We start from the raw sequence: 18,139 nt of genomic DNA on the forward strand, positions 1-18,139 counted from the left end.
TGTCTTCCTCCTCGACGGTAGGGCCGCGGGGTGGACCGCCGGTGGCCGGCCGGTGTACGCGCGCCGGCGGTCCGACGGCGGATGCGTGGCGCCTGTCCCTCAGGGCGTGACGACGATGTTGCCGACCTTGCGGCCGGTGTCGATACGTGCGTGCGCGGCGGCGACGTCGTCGAGCCCGCCGACGGACTCGACGACCGGGGCGAGCTCCCCGTCGGCGAGGAGGCGGAGCAGCTCCGCGACGTCCTTGGGCTTCTCGGGTGCCGGGCCGGAACGGACCCGGCCGAACGAGGTGATCGTCTGGCCGAACGTGCCGGTGACGAGCAGCAGGATGCCGTCCTCGGTGAGCAGGCGTCGTCCGGCCCGGGTGCTCAGCGCCCCGACGACGTCGACCACGACGTCGTAGCGGCCGGTGAGCTCGGTCACGGGTGTGGTCGTGTAGTCGACGACGTGCTGGGCGCCGAGCCGGCGGACCAGGTCGAGGTTCGGCGTGCTCGTGACGCCGGTGACCGTCGCGCCGAGGTGGCGGGCGAGCTGGACGACGCTCGTGCCCACCGCGCCGGAGGCACCGACCACGAGAACCGTCGTGCCGTCGGTGACCGTCGCCCGGCGCGTCAGGTAGTGCAGGGCCGTCGTGCCGCCGAACAGCACGGCCGCGGCGTCCTCGTGGCTGACGCCCCCGGGCTTCGGGACGGCCCGCTCGGCGGGGACGACGACGAGCTCGGCGTGGGTCCCCATCCGGCCCCCGGTCATCCCGGCGACCTCATCGCCGGCGGAGAGGCCGGTCACGTCCGGACCGACCGCCTCCACGACGCCGGAGTAGACGCCGCCGAGGATCGGGCGGCGCGGACGGCGGAGGCCGAGGCCGAGCCGGGCGAGGAGGCGGAAGCCGGCGGGGAACCGCGACCCACGGATGCGGGCGTCGGCGACCGTGACCGCGGCGGCCCGCACGCGGACGAGCACCTCGCCCGGTCCTGGAACCGGATCGGGGACGTCGTCGACGTGGACGACCTCGGGCGGGCCGTACCGCCGGGCGACTGCTGCACGCATGATTCCTCCTGACAGGTGTAAGGCTGGTGGCTCCACTGTAGGCTTACGGGTGTAAGAACGGCAAGGGTTCGAGGAGGATTCGTGGCACGCACGACGCTGAGCAGCGCGAAGATCGTCGAGGCGGCGGTCCAGGTCGCCGACGAGGGCGGGCTGACGGCCGTCAGCATGCGCAACGTCGGACGACGTCTCGGCGTCGAGGCGATGTCGCTCTACCACCACGTCGCGAACAAGGAGGCGTTGCTCGACCAGCTCGCCGACTGGGTGTTCACCCGCATCGCCCTGCCCACCGTGGGCGACCCGTGGCGACCGGCGATGGCGGCCCGGGCCGAGTCGGCGCGGACGGTCCTGGCGGCGCACCCCTGGGCCCTCGGCCTCGTCGAGTCGCGGCGCACTCCCGGCCCCGCTCTGCTGCACCATCACGACACCGTGCTCGGGTGCCTGCGTGCCGGCGGCTTCTCCGTCGTGCTCGCGAGCCAGGCCTTCGCGGCCATCGACGCCTACGTCTACGGGTTCGTCCTCACCGAGCAGAGCCTCCCGTTCGAGGCCGGTGAGGACGCCGGGGAGTTCGTGGCGGCCGTCGACCTGCCGCTGGCGGAGTACCCGCACCTGGCCGAGATGGTCGGCGAGCTCGTGGTCGGCGGCGACTACCGCTTCGCCGACCAGTTCGACGACGGGCTCGCACTCGTCCTGGACGGCCTCGAGCGGCGGCTGGCCGGCGCCTGACCCTGAACGAAGCCGTCCGCCGCCGGGGGTTCCGCACGGCGGTTCGCGAGGTTACGGTTCCCGGGTCGGGCACGTCGACGAGGGGCCAGGGGCATGGACGATCTGATCGGACCGCGCTACTACGACCTGGACGGCATGCCCATCTCCCAGGCGCGCTGGGCCGTCATGTGGCACACGGCCGAGCGGCTCGTGGCGCAGACGCTGGTGGGCGCCGACTACGTCGTCGAGGTCCGCTGGGTCGGTGTCGATCGGGAGGAGGCCCGGCACGAGCGCCCGCTGATCTACCGGGTGACCGTGCACCCGCTGGGGTACGTGCTGCCCGCGGGCGCCGACGACGACAGCCCGGTCTCGCTGCTGCTCACCGACGAGACGACGCACGAGGAGTCCTACCCCGACCGGGCGACGGCGATCGTCGGCCACGACCTGCTCGTCGACTCCGTCCGGCGTGGCCTCGCCGCGGCGTCGTTCGGGACCAGCGGGTGCGTCCCGTTGCGCGACCTGATCGCCGAGCCGCCCCTGGCGGCCTGATCCCCGCGAGTCAGGACGTCCGGCCGCGAGTCAGGACGATCGGCGGCGAGTCAGCGCACCCGCACCGACAGGCAGGTCACGCACCCCTCGAGCTTCTCGAACTCCGTCACCGGTGTGGTGACGACGTCCAGGCCACGGTCCCGGAGCAGGTCCGCGGTGCGCGGCGCGCTCGCGGACAGCAGCACCGTGCGGTCGTCGAGGACGACGACGGCGTTCCCCTCGGGCTCGGGGACCGGCACGAAGCGATCGAACAGGTCGGGAGCCTCGACCAGCGGCTCGTGGCCGATGACGGTGCCGTCCGGCAGCGCGGTCACTGCGCTCTTGAGGTGCAGCACCCGCGTCACGGGCACCGGCACGACCCGCCACCCCCGCGGCTCGAGGAGCGTGCGGAGCTGCTCCACGCCGTCGTCGTCGGTGCGGCTGCTCCGCCCGACGTAGACCGTGCGCCCGACCTTGAGGACGTCGCCGCCCTCGAGGGTGGCAGGCGCCTCGATCGCGGCGACCTCGAGGCCGAGCGACTCGACGACAGGACGCATGCTCGCGACCTCACCCCGGCGCGACGCGGCCCCGGGGCGGGTCAGGACGGCGAGGTCGTCGAACACCACGACGGTGTCCTCGACGAAGACCCCGTCCGGGTGCTCGTCGGCCGCCGGGAGCTCGTGGACCTGCCAGCCGCGCGTGCGGAATCCCTCGACGTAGTCGTGCCACTGCCGTCGCGACAGGTCGGCGTCGACAGGGACGCGGTCGAGGTGGGTGAGCTCGCCCTCGGCGAGACGGGGTGACGGCGGGCGGACGAGCAGGGTGCCGGGCATGAGGCGACCGTAGCGTGCTGCCGCCTGGCCGCTGACGCCACGGGCGGCGTGGCGCCGCACGGGTGCACGTCGTCGAGCTTGCGTGCTGACGTTCTGCCATCTGCAGCGTAGAGGTGATGCTATCTGTAGTTTAGAAAGCCTGCTATATGTACAGTAGCCTGGTGGAAGCCTACCGGCGCAGAGTTCTCGATGCTGTTCTCGACGACCTCCAGCCGAACCTGCGCGCCGTCGTCATCCAGGGCGCCAAGGGCGTCGGCAAGACGGCGACCGCGGCGCGCCGTGCTCGGAGCGTCATCCGTCTCGACCGCGAGGTGGAACGGATCGCGTTCGCCGCCGAACCCGAGGTGATCAGGGAAATGCCGGGACCGGTTCTCCTGGACGAGTGGCAGCGTTGGCCCGAGTCCTGGGACGTCGCACGGCGTGCAGTGGACGACGGCGTCGCCCGCGGTCACCTGATCCTCGCCGGCAGCTCCGCCCCTCGGGGCGCCACGGTCCACTCCGGGGCCGGCCGCATCGTCCCCTTCCGGTTGCGGCCCATGAGCCTGTCCGAGCGCGGTGTCGATGATCCGACCGTCAGCCTCGCGGACCTCCTCGCCGGCGAGGCGACCGTGCGCGGTGCAACCTCGCTCTCGCTCTCCGACTACGCGGAACAGATCGTGGCCACCGGCTTCCCCGGCATCTACGCCGAACCGGCACGTACCCGGCCGGCACTCGTCGACGCCTATCTGGAGAACCTCGTTCAGCGCGAGTTCCCCGAGCAGGGTTACCCCGTGCGCAAGCCCGAGGTGCTCGGTGCCTGGATGGCGGCCTACGCTGCGGCGACGTCGACAACGACCGGGTACGGCCGGATTCTCGACGCGGCCACGCCCGGTCAGGGGGACAAGCCGGCGCGGACCACCACCATGACCTACCGCGACGCCTTGAGCGGCTTGTGGGTGTTGGACCCCCTTCCGGCGTGGCTCCCGACCCGCAACGAGTTCGACCGCCTCGCCAGCACGCCGAAGCATCAGTTGGCCGACCCCGGACTCGCCGCCCGTCTGCTGCGTGCCACAGGTCCATCCCTCGTGCGAGGTCGTCACGATCATCTCCTCGGGCAGCTGTTCGAACACCTCGTCGCCCTGTGTGTGCAGGTGTACGCCCAGCCGAGCGGGGCGACCGTGTCGCACCTACGCACCCGGAACGGTGACCACGAGGTCGACCTCGTCGTGGAAGGACCGGACGGAGGCGTGGTGGCGATCGAGGTCATGGTCACCCCGACGCCGACCGACGGGGACCTCAAGCATCTGCGTTGGCTGCGGGGCAAGCTGGGCGACGACCTTGCCGACGCGGTGGTGGTGACGACCGGGCCGCGCGCCTACAGGCGGCAGGACGGGATCGCCGTCGTGCCGGCAGCGTTGCTCGGGCCGTAGGCCGCGGCGGGTCGATCGACGACCGGTGCTGGCCACCCAGCGTCCCGTCCGCCAGGATTCTGGTCGTGACCCGCACGTCCTGGTGACGGAGCGAGACCTCTCCGTCCGACCCCATCCGAAGGAGCATCAACGACCATGGCGACACGCCTGGCCGGTGGCCAGTCCCTGCTCGACCGACTCCCCGGGCGGGAGGCGCTGCTCGAGCAGGACGTCCGGTTCCGTCCGCGGTGGTGGACGACGCGCGTGCCGGCGTCGGGGTGGCTCGACGACCTGCCCGAGGACCCGCCCGGAGGGGATTACCGCCGGATCTCGCGCGGCCGGGTGCTCGACGCCGCCGACGGTTCCGACGACTGGGAGGCGCGGACGCTGCTCGCAGCCGGCGTGTGGAGCGCGGGGGACAGGGCCCTCGTGGCGAGCCGCGGCGCGCGAGCCCTCGGCGGGACGGAGCCGTCCGAGCTGCTGTCACGGCTGCGCCTGGCCGCCAAGCACCTCGGCACCGGGCGGGGCGCCGTCGATGCCTACCGCTCGATGCTGCGTGGCGGGTCCGCGCACGTGAAGCACCTCGGCCCCACGCTGATCAGCACGTACCTCTACGCCGCGGACTTCGGCAACCGGGGTGGGGTCCGGGGCGGTGACGCGCTGGTTCTGGACCGTTTCGTCGTCCGGGCGCTCAACGACCACCACGGCTGGTCGGTGCCCGAGGACGGTCCGTGGTCCGCCGACCTGTACGCCCGGTGGCTCGACGTCGCCACGGAACAGGCGTGGCTGGCAGCGATCGAGCTCGGCCGCACCGTGCGGGGCGACGAGATGGAGTTCGCGTACGCAGCGCACGGCAAGTCGCTGGGGTAGTCAGACGCCAACCGGGTGAAACCGGACGCATGCTCTGGTCACCCCGCCGTCGTTGTCGGCATGTCGAGCTCGACGCCCTCGCCGAAGGAGCCCAGCGTCAGTGGGTCCGTGCCGTGAGCGCGGGCAGCAGGCGGGCCTTCGGCTGTCCAACGTGGCCCTCGACGTCGTCGATCTCGTCGAGCGTGGCCGCGAACGCCGCCGGCGCACCCTGCGGCATGTCACCAACACGACCAAGGACTGTGCCCATCGCGCGTCGTTGACGAGTCGGAGCGGCGCTCCGAGCTGGGGGAGGGACCGGGCGTCGAGCAGGGTCGGTTCCACCTGGTCGCCGTACGGCGACATGACAGCCATGTCGCCGTACGGCGACATCCGCCTGCTCACCGTTGCGGCGACCCAGGTCACGGCGCAACGCGTCGTGAGCATGTACCGTGGCCCACGGTCGGATCGCCTCGGCGCTCCGACCGTGAACCAAACCAGGCTTGTGTATCTACCAGGTGCTCCTCGCGCCCACGGCGGCACGACGATCGTGCGGCGACGCCGCGCTGGAGGAGACCGAGAGCATGACCCTGTCCGACACGCTGACCCGGACGACCGCACCGGCCACGGACCGCACCGACGAGTCCGGCCCCACCCTGATCCAGGCGATGGGCCGCACCTACTTCCCGCTGGCGTTCGTCGCGCGGCTGCCGTTCGCGATGATGGTCGTCGGCGTCCTGACCCTCGTGGTCGCCGGGCGTGACTCCCTCACCCTGGGCGGCATGACGTCCGGCGTGGTCGGCATCGGCGGCGCGGCGATCGGCCCGCTGATCGGTGCCTGGGCGGACCGCGCGGGCCAGCGCAGCGTCCTGCTCGTCACCGCCGCGGTCAACAGCCTCCTGCTCGTCGCCCTGACGGCCGCGGTGTACGCCACGGTGCCGGACGCCGTCGTGCTCGCGATCGCGTTCGCCATCGGCGCCACCGCGCCGCAGGTGCCCCCGATGTCGCGCAGCCGCCTCGTCGGGGTCATTCACTCCCGCCTTCCTGCGGCCGTCCGCGCTCGCACGGTGAGCCGCACGATGTCGTACGAGTCCGCCGCGGACGAGATCGTCTTCGTCATCGGGCCGTTCGTCGTCGGCCTGCTGGCCGCGGCGTTCGGTCCCGCCGCGCCGATGCTCGCCGCCGCGGCGCTGACCGCGCTGGCCGTCGGCGCGTTCGCGCTGCACGCCTCGGCCCGCACGACGGCGGCCCAGGACGCGGGCACGACGGCTCACGCTGCGAAGTCCGCCGAGCAGGCCCCGGCCTCCGAGCTGTGGCAGGCGCGCGTCCTGGTGCTGGTCGCCGGGTTCGTCGGCATCGGGCTGTTCTTCGGCGCCACGCTGACGGCGATGTCCGCCGTCACCGGGGACGCCGGCCACTCCGAGCGGGCGGGTCTGCTGTACGGGTTCATGGGCATCGGCTCCGTGGTCTCGGCCCTGGCGGTCTCTGCGCTGCCCGCTCGGTTCAGCCTGCGGGCACGCTGGCTGACGGCAGCCGTCGTGCAGCTCGTGGGTGCCGTCGTCGTCGCGACCGCGGCCTCGACCGGCGTGCTGATCGCCGGGCTCGTGATCGCCGGGCTCGGCATCGGCCCGAGCCTGGTGACGATCTACTCGCTGGGCTCGCACCGCAGCCCGATCGGGCGTGGCACGACGCTGATGACGATGCTCGGATCGGCCATCATCCTCGGGCAGTCGGCCGCCTCGGCGGGCACCGGTGCCCTCGCCGACACCGTCGGGACGACTGCCGCCCTGGCGATGCCGGCCGTGGCCGCCGGCGTCGTCCTCGCGGCCGCCGCTGGGAACTGGCGGCAGGCCGACCGATAGACTCGGCTGAATGCCTCCTGCCGACCGCTGGGATCAGACTCTCGCCGACGATGGCGCGGTGCAGTTCAGCGCGTCGCGACGGTGGCTGTTCTTCCCGCTCGGTGTCGCGGTCGTCCTCGTCGGCCTCGGGGTGCAGCTCTGGAGCGATCCGGGGGCGTCTCGCCTGATCGCCGGTCTCGTCGTCGGGGTCCCCGCGGTCGGTGTCGTCGCCCTCCTCTGGCGTATCGCACGACCGTTCCGCCTCGTCGTCACCCCGGACGTCGTCCGGTACCGCCGCCTGGAGGTGCCGTGGAGCGACGTCGTCGCGGTGCACGACCGGACCACCGGGGCGAACCGGTTCCTGCTCCTGCAGTGCACCGAGGACTCTGCCGCGCGGCTCGGGTCCCATCCCGGCCTGACGCGCCGGCTTCTGCGGCACGACGACGAGACGCGCGGCCGAGCGTGCGTCGAGATTCCGGGGCCGTTCGACCACCACGAGGAGCTGGTGGCCTGGCTCGAGGCCGTGCGCGCACGGAACGCAGGGGGCGACGTCGAGGCTCCCGTCGACGACCCGGAGAACGCCGAGCCTCCGCACTGAGTGGTGACGCACGGGCGATCGACGCCCGTCGAGGCTGCCTGCTGCTCGATGGGTGACTCACGGGATAGCGTCGTCGGCATGGATGATGTCGTGCAGGTCGTGACCACGATCGACTCCGAGGACACCGCGAACAAGCTGGTTCGCGACGCCGTCGCGCGCCGTCTGGCCGCCTGTGGGCAGGTGGACGGCCCCGTCACCAGCGCCTACTGGTGGGACGGCAGCGTCGAGACCGCCACCGAGTGGCGGGCGACCTTCCGAACGACGGCGGATCGTGCCGGCGAGCTGCAGACATGGCTGATCGAGCAGCACCCGTACGAGGTGCCCGAGGTGCTCGTGAGCCCGGTGACCGACGGGAACCCCGACTACCTGGCCTGGGTGCGTTCCGAGGTGGGCTGACCCGCCTGAGGGGCGAAACGCCGCTTCAGCCCGTGAGCCGCACCTCCGCGTCATGCACCTCGATCGGGTCGGTGCTGTCAGTGGTGGTGAGCTCGCCGTCGATGTCGGTCCAGGTCGGTGTTCCGGTGATGCGGAACTGCCCGTGCCAGGTGGTGGTGAGGCTCGCGGTGAACGTGCCGGGTTCGGGGTAGGGCAGGTTGATGGCGTCGGCGCTGTCCCAGCGGCCGCCCGGATGGTCCGTCGTGATCGGCGTGGTGTCGTCGCCGGCGTCCCAGGTGTACTCGGCGGGATAGGCGCGGACCTGGACGGGGACGCCGAGAAGCGTGGTGTCCATGACCTGGTCCGTGTCGTCGGTGCGCGGATGGATCCCGAAGTTGACGATCGCCCAGTCGCGCTCGATCTCCAGATGAATCTGTGCGGGTTCGACGGGCATGTTCCGGAAGGCGCGCTCAGCCTCGGCCTCGAGGTCGGCCGCCGTGACGCAGGTTCCCTCGCTGATCAGCCGGGGCGCGGACTCCGCGCCGTTGGCAGCGAGAGTCACCGCGAAGAGGCCTGCCAGTGCGAAGGCGTCGTCCGGGCAGTCGATGCCGGTAGCGATCGTCTCGGTGCCCTCGTCGCAGACGTCACGGAGCACGGTGTTCTCCAGGTCGCTGAGGAGGCAGTAGTGCACCGTGGCGCGGAAGTAGCGGGTGTCGGAGGCGGAGTCGCCGCCAGAACTGTTGACAAGGGCTTCTTGCTCGGCGAGCCAAACGGTGACCTCTTGGTTCTCTGCCTTGCCCCCGAAGCCGCGGTTGTCGTCAGGCGCCGCGGCGGCCACTACAGCCGAGAGAATTGCGCAAGCGACGAGGCCGCCCACAGCAAGTATTCGGTTCACTTGGGCCGTCCCGCAATTTCGACGACGACCCATGTCCCATCCCTACGCCCCATCTCGATACGAGCCTCGGTCGTAGTTGCACCCTGCTCCCATACAACTTCACCGGAACGGCTGGCTATCGAGGCCGGCGCCTGTCTGACGTCGACGTCCATAGGAAACAGGCCCGTGACCGGGTCCCGCTGGAATGACTCGATGAGGCTGAAGGAGAGTTCTCCTCCCTCGTAGGTCTCGCCCTTCGTCTGGATGGACTCAGCTTCCGCTAGTGTTTCGTCGCAGAAGCCACATGACCTGTGAGACATGGTCCTGAGCGCCTCAGTGTCACCAGTCTTCAATGTGTAGTCGTAGAGCTCGATGAAGTGCTCAGCGGCAGCAGCAGCGCCCTCGGCGTTCTTCTTGTCCATCGCCGCCGGACGCTCCGGCTTCGTCGGACCGGTGGGGGAGGGCGACGGGGACGGAGTTGGCTCCTCCGACGGCGCCGTCGTCACAGGCGCGGAGGACGGCTCGCTCGCCTGCGCCTCCGGCTCCGGATCACCCCCGGTGCATCCGGCCAGGAGCCCCAGGACGACCAGGGCCGGGACGAGTCGTCGAAGCGGTGAGTGGTGCCGGGGTGTGCGCGCCATTGCGTCTCCAGGGCATCAGTGGCAGGACGACACCAGACCCTAGCGACCCGGACACATCGGGCGAAACCTCCCGCCCACCCTGTGGACGAATCCGCTGACCTCAGGCGAGCTGCGCGGTGAGGACGATGTCCTCGCCGACGTCGAGCTGCACGTCCTGCAGGTCCACGCCGGGCGGCAGGGACGCGCCCAGGTCGACCTTGCGGCCCGCGGCGGCCTCGAGCCGGCCCTTGATGGCCCCGAGCATGGCTCCGACGATCGGGTTGCCGCTGGACAGCTCGACGTCACCGACCGTGAGCACCATGGCGTCGTCGACGGACGCCGAGGCGGTCGCGGTCACGGTCGCCGACAGGAACGACTTCTTGATCCCGGCCTCGATGCGCAGCGACGCCGCGCGCGGTCCGGCCTGCTCGACCTGCAAGTCGAAGTCGTTGAGCGCGATGCCGTTGCCGGACAGCGCCACCGCCAGCAGCCCCTGCACGGTGCCGGCCAGCCCCTCGTGGGAGACCGCGAGCCGGGCGTGACCGGAGACGGGGGAGTCGTCGGACGGCTCGACGAGCTCGGCGCCGACCATGTCGTCGGCCGTGGTCAACCAGGCGAAGCGCAGCCCGGTGATGTCGGCGGTCAGGTCGACCGGCAGGTCGACGGCGACCATCGGATGCGCGTCGATCCGTAGCCGGCGCAGCACGGCGTCCTCGCGTCCGGCGATCTCCGGCCGCCACGGCGCGGGAGCCTCCTGGGCACCGGTCGGCATGCCCATCACCACGCCGGTGAGGTCCACGTCCAGCGAGGCGATGTCGTCGCCGTCGAGCACGGGCAGGACCTTGGCGTCGTCCAGGTTCTGGACCCGGTCGCCGGCCAGGGCGACGAGCGCGGCACGCAACCGCGCGGCCAGGTCCTCGTCCGTGGCGGGGCGCGGGGCGGTACCGAGGGGGAGCAGTGCGTCCATGCGGTCGAGCCTAACCGCCGTCCCCGACCGTCGGCGCCACGGGTGGCGACGCCCCGGCTCGCCGTCGGGCGCGGACCAGCCGCCATCCCGCGATCGCGAGAAGGACTACCAGCGGGACGACCAGCAGGGGGAGCAGGATCGCCGTCAGCGACAGGCCGACCGACGCGCCGTCCTCGGCCGAGGACAGCACGGGCGCCGCGAGACCACCCGTGGCCGCGTTGGCGCCCGCCCGCACCCCGGCCTTGGTGAGGTGCACGATCAGTGCCAGGACGATGCCCAGCACCACCGGTACCCAGTCGCCGGACTCCACGAAGGCACCCGGGTCCTCGACCCGCGTGGTCGACGACGTCGCCCCGGCGCCGAACGCGATCCCCCCGGCGCCGGGGCGCACGACGGTCTGCACGAGGTCGTTGACGGAGTCCAGCACGGGCACCTTGTCGCCGACCGCCTCGAGAACGAGCAGCACCCCGAGGACCACCAGCACCCAGCCGTTCTCCAGCCAGGACCAGGAGGCGGGGAGCGTCAGCAGGTCGCTGTACCGGGCGAGCAGTCCCAGCGCCAGCAGCGGGATCCAGGCGTTGAGCCCGGCGGCGAGCGCGAGCCCCGTCCCGGTGGCCAGCTCCAGCATCAGCGGGGCACGAGCGGGTTGTGCCCCGCCGTCACCCGCTCCTCCGTACGGACCGGCCCCGGCGCGGTGCCATCGCCCCAGGGGTCGCCGCCGAAAGACTCCCGGCCGTGCGGCGTCAGCCAGCCGGACAGGTCCGGTCCGACGGGGACGATCTGCGTGGGATTGATGTCGGTGTGCACCACGTAGTAGTGCTGCTTGATCTGCTCGAAGTCGACCGTGTCGCCGAACCCGGGCAGCTGGAACAGGTCGCGGGCGTACGCCCACAGCACCGGCATCTCGGTGAGCTTGTTCCGGTTGCACTTGAAGTGCCCGTGGTAGACGGCGTCGAACCGCACCAGCGTGGTGAACAGCCGCACGTCGGCCTCGGTGACCGCCTCGCCCATGAGGAACCGCCGGGTGCTGAGCCGGTCCTCCAGCCAGTCCAGCGCGGTGAACAGCCGCTCGTACGCGCTCTCGTACGCCTCCTGCGACCCGGCGAACCCGCACCGGTAGACGCCGTTGTTCACCTCGGTGAACACCCGCCGCATCACCGACTCCATCTCGGCGCGCTCGTCGGCGTCGGCCGGCCACAGCGTCGGGGCGCCGTCGCGGTGGTGCTCGGTCCACTCGGTCGACAGGTCGTGGGTGATCTGCCCGAAGTCGTTCGTGACGACGGCCCCGTCCCGGGTGTCCACGATCGCGGGCACGGTGATGCCGCGCGGGAACTCCGGGTCGCGGGCGAAGAAGGCCTCCTGCAGCCGCTCGATGCCGAGCACCGGGTCCCGGCCGCCGGGGTCGAGGTCGAAGGTCCAGCTGCGCTCGTCGTGGGTCGGGCCGGGCATGCCGATGCTGAGCACGTCCTCCAGGCCGAGCAGACGCCGCACGATGATCGAGCGGTTCGCCCACGGGCAGGCACGGGCCGCCACGAGCCGGTACCGGCCGGGCTCGACGGGGTAGCCGTCGGCGCCGTCGCGGGTGATCCGGGTCGAGAGGTAGTTCTGGTCGCGCACGTACTCCTGGCCGGGGACCGTGTAGGTCCCGCCCTGGGCGTGCTCGGGACGCTGGGTGGTCTGCTGCTCGCTCACTTCGCCGCCTTTGCTGCTGCCTTCTGGGCCTTCTTGAACTCCCGGACCTCCTGCAGGGACTCGGCGCTGGTCACGTCCGCGATGGAGCGGCGCGACCCCTCGTCGCCGTAGTGCCCGGCGGCCTCGCGCCAGCCCTCGGGCTCCACGCCGCGCTGCTTGCCGAGCAGCGCCAGGAAGATCTGCGCCTTCTGCGTGCCGAACCCGGGCAGGGCGTTCAGCCGCTGGAGCACCTCGGCCCCCGTGGGTGCCCCGCCCGAGGCGCCCGGTGCGGTCCAGATCCGGGTCACGTCGCCGTCGTAGTCGTCGACGACGGCGCGCGCCACGGCCTGCACCCGCCCGGCCATGGAGCGGCCGTAGCGGTGGATCGCCGGGGGAGTGGTCGCCATCTCGATGAACGCGTCGGGGTCGGCGTCGGCGATCGCGGCCGGGTCGAGCGTCCCGAACCGGTCGGCGATCTTGCGGGGGCCCGCGAACGCGTGCTCCATCGGGTACTGCTGGTCCAGCAGCATCCCGATCAGCAGGGCGAACGGGTCCTCGCTCAGCAGGCGGTCCGACGCGTCGTCGCCGGTCATCCAGAGCTGTGCGGTCATGGACCCCATCCTGCCCGATACCCTCGGCGGATGGCTCGACACCCTCACGTCCTGGCCGGCTCCCTCGCCGCCGCGCTCACCGTCACCGGCACCCTGCACTTCGTGAACCCCCGCGTGTTCGAAGGGCTCATCCCGAAGGCCCTCGGTTCGCCGCGCGCCTGGGTCTACGGCAGCGGCGCGGCCGAGCTCGCCTGTGCCGCCGCGGTCGCCGTCCCGGCCACCCGCCGCGTCGGTGGCCTCGCGACGGCGGCGCTGTTCGTGGGCGTGTTCCCCGGCAACGTGAAGATGGCCCTGGACTCCCACCCGGGCGCCCGGCACTGGTCCCGCAAGCCGTCGGTGGCCTGGGGCCGGCTGCCGCTGCAGGTGCCGCTGGTGGCCTGGGCGTGGCGGGTCGCCCGCAGCGCCGACCGCGACTGAGCGGGCTCAGACCTCGTCGAAGGTGAGCACCGGCCGCCCGGTGCGCGGGTGCCGCAGCACCGTGGTGCGCACCCCGTAGGTCGGGTCGATCACCTCGGGCACCAGCACCTCCTCGACCGGCCCCGCCGCGACGACCCGACCGGCCGGCTCCGGGGCGAGCACGACGACGTGGTCACACGTCGCGGCGGCCAGCGACAGGTCGTGCAGCGCCGCCAGCACCGTGACGCCGTCGGCCGCGAGCTCGCCGACCAGCCGCATGGTGGCGAGCTGGGCGGCCACGTCGAGGTGGTTGGTCGGCTCGTCCAGCAGCAGCACGCGGGGCTGCTGGGCGAGCGCCCGGGCCATGTGCACGCGCTGGCGCTCGCCGCCGGACAGGGTCGACACCTCCCGCGCAGCCAGGTCGCCGGCGCCGGCCCGCTCCAGAGCGGCGCGGGCGATCGCGTGGTCGTCCTCGGTGGGACCGGCCAGCACCGACCGGTGCGGGGTACGGCCCAGCAGCACGGCGTCGAACACGGTCACCGGCAGCTCGGAGGCGGCGTCCTGCTCGACGAACGCCAGCGTGCGGGCCCGACGGCGGCGCCGCATCGTCAGCAGGTCCTGCGACCCGTCCGCCCCGGAGACCAGGGACACGCGGCCGCCGTCGGGCCGCTCGACCCCGGCGACGAGGCGCAGCAGGCTCGACTTGCCGGTCCCGTTCGGCCCGACCAGTCCGGTCAGGGCCCCCGGGGGAGCGGTGACGTCGACGTCGTCGAGGATCAGACGGCCGCCGACGGACCAGCGCACGCGCTCGGCCGTCAGGCCGGCGCCGTGCCCCGTCCCGACGGCGAGCGTCTCCGCCGTCGGCTGCTCGGTCGGGGGATATCCGGAGATCTGCGTCATGCCCGGGCCTTCCCCTTCCAGAGCAGCACCGCGAACACGGGTGCGCCGATCGCGGCGGTGACGATGCCGACCGGCAGCTCGCGCGGGGCGAAGACGGTGCGGGCCAGGGTGTCGGCCCACATCAGGAACGTCGCCCCGCACAACATCGACAGCGGCAGCAGGGCACGGTGCCGGGCGCCGGTGATCGTGCGCACGGCGTGCGGCAGGATCAGCCCGACGAACCCGATCGCCCCGGACTGGGACACCAGCGCGCCGGTCAGCAGGGCGACGCCGATCAGCAGCACCCAGCGCACCGCGGCGACGGGCACGCCGAGCGTGGCCGCGGCGGTGTCGCCGAAGGTGAACGCGTCGAGCACCGATCCGGTCGAGGCGAGCAGGGTGCCGAGCACGAGCACGGCGCCGCCGGTGATGAGCACCGAGGACCACTGCGCCCCGGCCACCGACCCGAGCATCCAGGACAGGATCTCGCGGTACTGGTCGCCCTGGGCGGACCAGAAGATGACGAAGCTGGTCGCCGCGGCCGCGAGCTGGGACACCGCGAGCCCGGCCAGCACCGTGCGGCCGGGGGACAGGCCCCCGGCGCCGCGCCCGGCCGCCGTGGCCAGCGCCAGCGTCGCCACCAGGGCGGCGGCCGCCCCGACGAACGCCGCGACCGGCAGCACCGCCACCCAGCCGAGCACCAGCACGCTGACCGCGCCCAGGGACGCGCCCGAGCTGAGCCCGAGCAGGTAGGGGTCGGCGAGCGGGTTGCGCGTCAGCGACTGCATCACCACGCCGCACACCGCCAGACCCGCGCCGACGGCCGCGGCGGTCAGCACCCGGGGCAGCCGCAGCTGCCACACGATGCCGTCGTCGAGCCGGTCGGGGGCGGCCAGCCCGAGCAGATCGCCCAGCCCGAGCCGCGTCGCCACGACCTGCCCGACGTCCGACGGCGTCAGCCCGGCCGGGCCGATCGCCACCGTGACGACGACGCTGGCCAGCAGCGCCGCCGTCGTCACGCCGAGCCACGCCAGCAGCCGGCCCCGCGACAGCGTCGCGGGGACCGGAGCGCGCGTGGCCGTCTCACTCATCGAGGTCGAGCTCCGCGAGCTGGTCGGCGAGGTCGGCGGCGGCGTCGGCGTTGCGCACGCCCGCCTCCGTCGCGGGGAACGGCACGACCAGGTAGCGCTCCTCGCGCACGGCCGACAGCTCGGCGGTGGCCGGGTTCTCCTCGAGCCGGGCGATCTTGTCCTCGGCCGAGTTCCAGGTGGCGTCCACCAGCACGACGACGTCCGGGTCGGCGTCGACGATCTCCTCCCACGACAGCGAGGTCCAGGTGTCCTCGACGTCACCGGCGACGTTGTCCAGCCCGACGGCGTCCAGGATCATCTGCGGCGCGCCGATGCCGGCCCCGACGTAGGGGATGTCGCTGCCGGAGGAGTACCACAGGGCGCTCAGGCCGCGGTCGTCGGGGGTGACGCCGTCGAGCACCGCCTGCTGCTCCGCGACCAGCTCGTCCGCGGCGCCGTTCACGTCGAAGATCCGGCCGACCTCGGTGATCTCGGCGAACACCTCGTCGAAGGTCAGCGGGTTCGGCATGTAGGCCGGGTCCTTGCAGGCCGCCGGGGCGACGTAGCTGTTGACGCCGAGCGAGGACAGGGTCTCGCGGTCCCCGGCGCCGTCGGCGGCCACGTTGGACTCCCACCCGGCGTAGACCAGGTCGGGCTCGAGCTCGAGGACGGCCTCGGTGCCCGGCACCTCGTCGCTGAACGGCTCGGCGACAGCGGTGCCCTCGACGTCGTCGGCCAGCCACTCGGGCACGGGGCCGTCGAGGAAAGCCGACCCGACGACGCGGTCGCCCAGGCCGAGCGCCAGCAGCGTCTCGGCGGTGGAGGACTTGATGGTGACGACGCGTTGCGGGGCGGCCTCGAAGGTCACCTCGGTGCCGCAGTTGTCGAGGGTCAGCGGGTACTCGGTGGTGGCCGCGGTGCCGGCCGCGGCGGACTCCGCGGTCGACGGGGCGGCGTCGTCGGCCGGCACGGTCTCCGCCGAGCAGGCGGCGAGGGAGGCGACGGCGGTGGTCGCGAGGACGAGGGCAGCGATGCGCGCTCGGGGCACGGGTGGGTCTCCCGGAAGGCAGGTGGTATGGGTGGCGGGTGCGGCATCTCGCACCGACCGGACCTGCGGCCCAAAGAAGGGGCCGCACCGACGGGCGAGTCTCCGGTGCCCGTGGTCCGCGAGGACTCCCACCCTAGTACCCGCGCATTACGGGCTGATGACGGTCCGCCTCCGACGGCGGAACGGGCGCGGCGAAGGGCGCTCGCGGTGGCAGGGTGGACCGTATGAGGTTCCGAGCACGGGATGGGTGGGCCGCGCTGGCCGGCGTCGTGGCCGCCGGCGCGGGCCTGGCGCTGTCCGAGCTGGTCGCCGCCTGGGTCGACCCGGCCTCCTCGCCGGTGCTGGCCCTGGGCGGTGTCGTCGTCGACAACGTCCCGCCGTGGCTCAAGGACTTCGCCGTCGAGTGGTTCGGCACCGCCGACAAGCTCGTCCTGCTGTCCACGATGGGGGTCGTGCTCGCCGCCGGTGCGGTCCTGGCGGGGTTGCTGGAGCTGCGCCGCCCGCCGGCGGGACGGGTCCTCATGGGCGCCGTCGGCCTGCTCCTCGCGATCATCGCCGTGACCCGCCCCGGGGCCACACCGCTGTGGGCGCTCCCGGCGGTCCTCGGTGTCGGGAGCGGCGTCCTGCTGCTGCGGCTGCTCGTCGCCCGGGTGCCCGCGCCGGCCGCCGTGGTGCCGGTGGGTGCCGGCGCCGGGGCGGGCGGCGCGACCGACGTCCCGGCGGGCGAGCCGCCTGCCGCCGCGTTGTCGGACGACGGCGCCTCACGCCGCACCTTCCTCATCTGGACGGGGGCGACGGCCGTCGGCGGTGTCCTCGCCCTGGCGGCCTCACGTGCCCTGGCCGCCGGCAGCCGGGCGGTCGAGGTGGTCCGCGAGGCCATCCGCCTGCCGTCAGCGGCCACCCCCGCGCCCGCGGTGCCGGCCGGCGCCGACCTCGGTGTGCCCGGCACCGAGCCCTACGTCACGCCCAACGCCGACTTCTACCGCATCGACACCGCGCTGCGGGTGCCGAAGGTCGACCCCGCCACCTGGTCGCTGCGGGTCACCGGTCTGGTCGACGAGCCGTTCGAGATCACCTGGGACGAGCTGCTCGAGCTGCCGATGACCGAGCACCACGTGACCCTGTGCTGCGTCTCGAACGAGGTCGGCGGCGACCTCGTCGACAACGCCCTGTGGCTCGGCCACCCGATCCGCGAGCTGCTGGCCCGCGCCCGCCCGCAGGCCGACGCCGACATGGTGCTGTCGTCCTCGGTGGACGGCTGGACGGCGGGCACGCCGCTGGAGGTGCTCACCGACCCGGACCGGGAGGCGCTGGTCGCCGTCGGGATGAACGGCGAGCCGCTGCCCGAGGAGCACGGCTTCCCGGCCCGCCTGGTCGTGCCCGGCCTGTACGGGTACGTCTCGGCGACCAAGTGGGTCACCGAGCTCAAGGTCACGCGGTTCGCCGACGACCAGGGCTACTGGACGCCCCGCGGCTGGTCGGCGATGGGCCCGGTCAAGCTGCAGTCCCGGATCCACGTGCCGCGGCCGGGCGCTGCGGTCGAGGCCGGGCAGGTGACCATCGCCGGCGTCGCCTGGGCCCAGCACACCGGGATCTCCGGCGTCGAGGTGCGCGTCGACGACGGCGAGTGGATGGCGGCCGAGCTCGCCGACACCGTCGGGCCGGACACCTGGCGCCAGTGGCGCCTCGACTGGGACGCCACCCCCGGCGACCACCAGGTGGCCGTGCGCGCCACGGACGCGAACGGCCAGGTGCAGACCGCCGAGCAGGCGCCGCCGGCCCCGGACGGTGCGACCGGGTGGCACGCGGTCTCCGTCACCGTCGGCTGATCCGCTCCCGGGAAGC

Annotated in this window: 21 protein-coding genes; 9 read left to right on the forward strand and 12 right to left on the reverse strand. The window is 72.9% G+C overall.

From position 1 onward, the window contains the following. Positions 1-99: 99 nt before the first annotated feature. Positions 100-1,047 carry an NAD(P)-dependent alcohol dehydrogenase gene (locus Q6347_RS10515; protein WP_304607314.1) on the reverse strand — a complete coding sequence of 316 codons (948 nt, stop codon included), beginning with the start codon at positions 1,045-1,047 and terminating at the stop codon, positions 100-102. An 81-nt stretch (positions 1,048-1,128) separates the two neighbouring features. On the opposite strand from Q6347_RS10515, the gene Q6347_RS10520 reads away from it, so the two are divergent. Both Q6347_RS10520 and Q6347_RS10525 read left to right on the forward strand, forming a co-directional pair. Further along, a complete protein-coding gene (locus Q6347_RS10520; protein ID WP_304607315.1) occupies positions 1,129-1,770 on the forward strand; it encodes a TetR/AcrR family transcriptional regulator in 642 nt (213 codons plus the stop codon). A gap of 93 nt (positions 1,771-1,863) precedes the next feature. Continuing rightward, positions 1,864-2,298, forward strand: coding sequence for a hypothetical protein (locus tag Q6347_RS10525; protein ID WP_304603606.1), 435 nt, complete (start codon positions 1,864-1,866; stop codon positions 2,296-2,298). A gap of 50 nt (positions 2,299-2,348) precedes the next feature. Here the strand turns inward: Q6347_RS10525 and ddaH are convergent, their stop codons facing one another. Next, complete coding sequence (ddaH, locus tag Q6347_RS10530) at positions 2,349-3,110, reverse strand: dimethylargininase (RefSeq protein ID WP_304607316.1); 762 nt, start codon at positions 3,108-3,110, stop codon at positions 2,349-2,351. A gap of 161 nt (positions 3,111-3,271) precedes the next feature. Between ddaH and Q6347_RS10535 the strand changes: the two genes are divergently transcribed. Together Q6347_RS10535 and Q6347_RS10540 are read left to right on the forward strand one after the other, a co-directional pair. After that, complete coding sequence (locus Q6347_RS10535; RefSeq protein ID WP_304607317.1) at positions 3,272-4,519, forward strand: ATP-binding protein; 1,248 nt, start codon at positions 3,272-3,274, stop codon at positions 4,517-4,519. A gap of 135 nt (positions 4,520-4,654) precedes the next feature. Next, entirely contained in the window at positions 4,655-5,368 is a 714-nt protein-coding gene (locus Q6347_RS10540) for a hypothetical protein (RefSeq protein WP_304607318.1), read from the forward strand. A gap of 97 nt (positions 5,369-5,465) precedes the next feature. Here Q6347_RS10540 and Q6347_RS10545 read toward each other — a convergent pair whose 3' ends face one another. Then, positions 5,466-5,615, reverse strand: coding sequence for a hypothetical protein (locus Q6347_RS10545; protein WP_304607319.1), 150 nt, complete (start codon positions 5,613-5,615; stop codon positions 5,466-5,468). A gap of 313 nt (positions 5,616-5,928) precedes the next feature. On the opposite strand from Q6347_RS10545, the gene Q6347_RS10550 reads away from it, so the two are divergent. From Q6347_RS10550 to cutA, 3 genes are all read left to right on the forward strand, one after another. Further along, complete coding sequence (locus tag Q6347_RS10550) at positions 5,929-7,206, forward strand: MFS transporter (RefSeq protein ID WP_304607320.1); 1,278 nt, start codon at positions 5,929-5,931, stop codon at positions 7,204-7,206. Positions 7,207-7,264: 58 nt separating this feature from the next. Further along, positions 7,265-7,783: a hypothetical protein gene (locus tag Q6347_RS10555; protein ID WP_304603620.1), complete on the forward strand. Its 519-nt coding sequence runs from the start codon at positions 7,265-7,267 to the stop codon at positions 7,781-7,783. Positions 7,784-7,861: 78 nt separating this feature from the next. Further along, positions 7,862-8,179, forward strand: a complete 318-nt coding sequence (gene cutA / locus Q6347_RS10560; RefSeq protein WP_304603621.1) for a divalent-cation tolerance protein CutA — start codon at positions 7,862-7,864, stop codon at positions 8,177-8,179. Positions 8,180-8,204: 25 nt separating this feature from the next. Here the strand turns inward: cutA and Q6347_RS10565 are convergent, their stop codons facing one another. The 6 genes from Q6347_RS10565 to Q6347_RS10590 all read right to left on the reverse strand — a co-directional run bounded on the left by Q6347_RS10565 (position 8,205) and on the right by Q6347_RS10590 (position 12,901). Further along, complete coding sequence (locus Q6347_RS10565; RefSeq protein WP_304607321.1) at positions 8,205-9,035, reverse strand: hypothetical protein; 831 nt, start codon at positions 9,033-9,035, stop codon at positions 8,205-8,207. Positions 9,036-9,049: 14 nt separating this feature from the next. After that, positions 9,050-9,673, reverse strand: a complete 624-nt coding sequence (locus Q6347_RS10570) for a DUF6318 family protein (protein WP_304607322.1) — start codon at positions 9,671-9,673, stop codon at positions 9,050-9,052. A gap of 100 nt (positions 9,674-9,773) precedes the next feature. Continuing rightward, positions 9,774-10,619 carry a hypothetical protein gene (locus Q6347_RS10575; RefSeq protein WP_304607323.1) on the reverse strand — a complete coding sequence of 282 codons (846 nt, stop codon included), beginning with the start codon at positions 10,617-10,619 and terminating at the stop codon, positions 9,774-9,776. 10 nt (positions 10,620-10,629) lie between these two features. Then, positions 10,630-11,247 (reverse strand): DUF4126 domain-containing protein, encoded by a 618-nt coding sequence (locus Q6347_RS10580; protein ID WP_304607324.1) that lies wholly within the window; start codon positions 11,245-11,247, stop codon positions 10,630-10,632. Beyond that, complete coding sequence (locus Q6347_RS10585) at positions 11,247-12,311, reverse strand: glutathione S-transferase family protein (RefSeq protein ID WP_369810835.1); 1,065 nt, start codon at positions 12,309-12,311, stop codon at positions 11,247-11,249. Before Q6347_RS10585 ends, Q6347_RS10580 begins: the two co-directional genes overlap by 1 nt. After that, complete coding sequence (locus tag Q6347_RS10590) at positions 12,308-12,901, reverse strand: HhH-GPD-type base excision DNA repair protein (RefSeq protein ID WP_304607325.1); 594 nt, start codon at positions 12,899-12,901, stop codon at positions 12,308-12,310. The genes Q6347_RS10585 and Q6347_RS10590 overlap by 4 nt, the downstream gene beginning before the upstream one ends. Positions 12,902-12,931: 30 nt before the next feature. Between Q6347_RS10590 and Q6347_RS10595 the strand changes: the two genes are divergently transcribed. Beyond that, positions 12,932-13,318, forward strand: a complete 387-nt coding sequence (locus tag Q6347_RS10595; protein WP_304607326.1) for a DoxX family protein — start codon at positions 12,932-12,934, stop codon at positions 13,316-13,318. Positions 13,319-13,324: 6 nt separating this feature from the next. Here the strand turns inward: Q6347_RS10595 and Q6347_RS10600 are convergent, their stop codons facing one another. The 3 genes from Q6347_RS10600 to Q6347_RS10610 are packed head-to-tail and all read right to left on the reverse strand — an operon-like array spanning position 13,325 to position 16,294. Further along, a complete protein-coding gene (locus Q6347_RS10600; protein WP_304607327.1) occupies positions 13,325-14,197 on the reverse strand; it encodes an ATP-binding cassette domain-containing protein in 873 nt (290 codons plus the stop codon). Next, on the reverse strand, positions 14,194-15,267 hold the full coding sequence (locus Q6347_RS10605; RefSeq protein WP_304607328.1) for a putative F420-0 ABC transporter permease subunit: 1,074 nt from the start codon (positions 15,265-15,267) through the stop codon (positions 14,194-14,196). The genes Q6347_RS10600 and Q6347_RS10605 overlap by 4 nt, the downstream gene beginning before the upstream one ends. Then, positions 15,260-16,294 carry a putative F420-0 ABC transporter substrate-binding protein gene (locus Q6347_RS10610; protein WP_304607329.1) on the reverse strand — a complete coding sequence of 345 codons (1,035 nt, stop codon included), beginning with the start codon at positions 16,292-16,294 and terminating at the stop codon, positions 15,260-15,262. The genes Q6347_RS10605 and Q6347_RS10610 overlap by 8 nt, the downstream gene beginning before the upstream one ends. Before the next feature lie 224 nt (positions 16,295-16,518). Between Q6347_RS10610 and Q6347_RS10615 the strand changes: the two genes are divergently transcribed. Then, the gene (locus Q6347_RS10615; protein WP_304603631.1) at positions 16,519-18,123 is read left to right on the forward strand and encodes a molybdopterin-dependent oxidoreductase; all 1,605 of its coding nucleotides are present in this window, start codon (positions 16,519-16,521) and stop codon (positions 18,121-18,123) included. Positions 18,124-18,139 lie beyond the last annotated feature (16 nt).

The sequence above is a fragment of the Isoptericola sp. b408 genome (assembly GCF_030588085.1).
GTDB classification, from domain to species: domain Bacteria; phylum Actinomycetota; class Actinomycetes; order Actinomycetales; family Cellulomonadaceae; genus Isoptericola; species Isoptericola sediminis.

What these genes read in the sequence shown, in the direction of transcription:
- Q6347_RS10575 (WP_304607323.1), bottom strand. Translation starts at nt 10,619, where the DNA reads ATGGACGCACTGCTCCCCCTCGGTACCGCCCCGCGCCCCGCCACGGAC.
- ddaH (WP_304607316.1), bottom strand. Translation starts at nt 3,110, where the DNA reads ATGCCCGGCACCCTGCTCGTCCGCCCGCCGTCACCCCGTCTCGCCGAG.
- Q6347_RS10550 (WP_304607320.1), top strand. Translation starts at nt 5,929, where the DNA reads ATGACCCTGTCCGACACGCTGACCCGGACGACCGCACCGGCCACGGAC.
- Q6347_RS10540 (WP_304607318.1), top strand. Translation starts at nt 4,655, where the DNA reads ATGGCGACACGCCTGGCCGGTGGCCAGTCCCTGCTCGACCGACTCCCC.
- Q6347_RS10580 (WP_304607324.1), bottom strand. Translation starts at nt 11,247, where the DNA reads ATGCTGGAGCTGGCCACCGGGACGGGGCTCGCGCTCGCCGCCGGGCTC.
- Q6347_RS10525 (WP_304603606.1), top strand. Translation starts at nt 1,864, where the DNA reads ATGGACGATCTGATCGGACCGCGCTACTACGACCTGGACGGCATGCCC.
- cutA (WP_304603621.1), top strand. Translation starts at nt 7,862, where the DNA reads ATGGATGATGTCGTGCAGGTCGTGACCACGATCGACTCCGAGGACACC.
- Q6347_RS10545 (WP_304607319.1), bottom strand. Translation starts at nt 5,615, where the DNA reads ATGGGCACAGTCCTTGGTCGTGTTGGTGACATGCCGCAGGGTGCGCCG.
- Q6347_RS10590 (WP_304607325.1), bottom strand. Translation starts at nt 12,901, where the DNA reads ATGACCGCACAGCTCTGGATGACCGGCGACGACGCGTCGGACCGCCTG.
- Q6347_RS10615 (WP_304603631.1), top strand. Translation starts at nt 16,519, where the DNA reads ATGAGGTTCCGAGCACGGGATGGGTGGGCCGCGCTGGCCGGCGTCGTG.
- Q6347_RS10570 (WP_304607322.1), bottom strand. Translation starts at nt 9,673, where the DNA reads ATGGCGCGCACACCCCGGCACCACTCACCGCTTCGACGACTCGTCCCG.
- Q6347_RS10595 (WP_304607326.1), top strand. Translation starts at nt 12,932, where the DNA reads ATGGCTCGACACCCTCACGTCCTGGCCGGCTCCCTCGCCGCCGCGCTC.
- Q6347_RS10515 (WP_304607314.1), bottom strand. Translation starts at nt 1,047, where the DNA reads ATGCGTGCAGCAGTCGCCCGGCGGTACGGCCCGCCCGAGGTCGTCCAC.
- Q6347_RS10605 (WP_304607328.1), bottom strand. Translation starts at nt 15,267, where the DNA reads ATGAGTGAGACGGCCACGCGCGCTCCGGTCCCCGCGACGCTGTCGCGG.
- Q6347_RS10600 (WP_304607327.1), bottom strand. Translation starts at nt 14,197, where the DNA reads ATGACGCAGATCTCCGGATATCCCCCGACCGAGCAGCCGACGGCGGAG.